General features: G+C 35.0%; 1 protein-coding gene. It reads left to right on the top strand.

The window, feature by feature from the left end; translation table 11 throughout:
* Positions 1-177 precede the first annotated feature (177 nt).
* On the top strand, positions 178-828 hold the full coding sequence (locus F9B85_RS14085) for a YigZ family protein (RefSeq protein ID WP_279237798.1): 651 nt from the start codon (positions 178-180) through the stop codon (positions 826-828).
* The last annotated feature ends 262 nt before the right edge of the window (positions 829-1,090 follow it).

Genomic DNA, 1,090 nt, shown 5'->3' on the forward strand with positions numbered 1-1,090 from the left:
GCGGCTGAAGAGGACGGTTTGCTAAACCGTTAGTGGGCGTAAGTCCAGCGAGGGTTCAAATCCCTCCCACTCCGCCATTATTCCATAAATATAATTGATAAACCTACCAAATAACTAGATACTAGTTTGTGGTGGGTTTTTTAGTTTATCTAAAAATATCTAATCTTTCTTTACGAGGTGAGAAAAATTTATAACATAGATCAATATAAAACTGTACAAGGTTATGGGGATAGTGAGATGGAAATAAATCGTTCTCGCTTTATAAGTTATGTTAACAGAGCTGTTACAGAAGCTGAAGCTCAAGAATTTATTGCAACAATCAAAAAGAAGCACTGGGATGCTACCCATAATTGTTCTGCCTATATTTGTGGAGAACAAGACGAACATCAAAAAGCGAATGATGATGGTGAACCATCAGGAACGGCAGGAAAACCTATTTTAGAAGTGATCAAGAAAAATGATTTGAAAGATACTGTTATCGTAGTAACGCGTTATTTTGGTGGAATCAAGCTAGGCGCTGGAGGGCTAATCCGTGCTTACGGTAAAAGTGCTTCAATAGGAATCAAAACCGTTGGTATCATTGAAAGAAGTTTATTTAGAAAAATTTCGTTTCTCATTGACTATACCTATTGGGGTAAGATAGAAAAAAACCTACGTGATCAAAGATATAGAATTCACGAAACTACTTATGCAGATAAAATCAATCTTGTAGTCTTAGCTAAAGTAGGCGAGGAAGAAATATTAGAAGAAAAAATGATCGATTATACTTCAGGGCAGATTAATATTGAAAGAAAAGGCTTTATCTATGTAGATGAAAAGCTAGAATAGACGTTGTTTTTATTTGATTCGTATTTCATATCTGTATTATTTTAACTTATAGAGCCGTTACGGTCTTTGCCAAAGCTTTCGGTTAGGGCTCAATAAAAATGCATAGGGCCTCTAAGATTAGAAGACCCTCTTATCTATTTTGCACTGAAAAAACAAAAAATCATTGTAGAAACTATGAGAAGGTCAAAAAAAATGAAATTGGAAAAAAATGATGGTTGCATTTTATTCTAAGCTGTGTGATAATACTCCTTGTCGCCGCGAG

The organism is Heliorestis acidaminivorans, assembly GCF_008933955.1.
GTDB lineage: Bacteria > Bacillota > Desulfitobacteriia > Heliobacteriales > Heliobacteriaceae > Heliorestis > Heliorestis acidaminivorans.